Annotated in this window: 1 protein-coding gene; it reads left to right on the top strand. The window is 44.7% G+C overall.

Going from position 1 to position 519, the window contains the following annotated elements; genetic code table 11:
- Positions 1-47: 47 nt before the first annotated feature.
- The coding region (locus tag JMX91_RS13285) for a transposase (RefSeq protein WP_201549632.1) at positions 48-519 on the top strand (472 nt) is incomplete at its 3' end.

Raw genomic sequence — 519 nt, 5'->3', positions numbered from 1 at the left:
CTAAAAACTGTGTAACTGCTTATAATCCATTAACAGGAGAATAAGCAATGACTAACCAAAACGACATTAAAAAACTGGCCCAGCAGATGGCTGGTAGCATGAAAAGCTTCGATGACATCAAAGACTTTCAAAAGCAGCTCATGCAATCCTTTATCGATACTGCCTTAGAAGCTGAGATGGAAGACCATCTCGGCTACCCCAAGCATGAGAAAGCAGATAAACCAAACAAGCGCAACGGACACACTAAAAAGACCGTCCGCAGTGATACAGGCGATCTTGAAATCTCTACCCCAAGAGACCGTGATAGCAGCTTTGAGCCTGTACTCGTTAGTAAGCATCAAACCCGTATCTCAGGTCTCGATGATAAAATCATATTTCTTTACGCCAAGGGCCAAACCACCACTGAGATCGTAGAGAGCATTAAAGAGCTCTACGATGTCGACATCTCAAGCTCTCTTGTCTCAAGAGTCACCGATAACATATTAGAGGACATCACCGCTTGGCAGAACCGGCCGCTGA

It is taken from the genome of Psychrobacter sp. Pi2-1 (genome assembly GCF_904846645.1).
GTDB lineage: Bacteria > Pseudomonadota > Gammaproteobacteria > Pseudomonadales > Moraxellaceae > Psychrobacter.
This window is presented reverse-complemented; position numbering and strand designations above follow the sequence as displayed.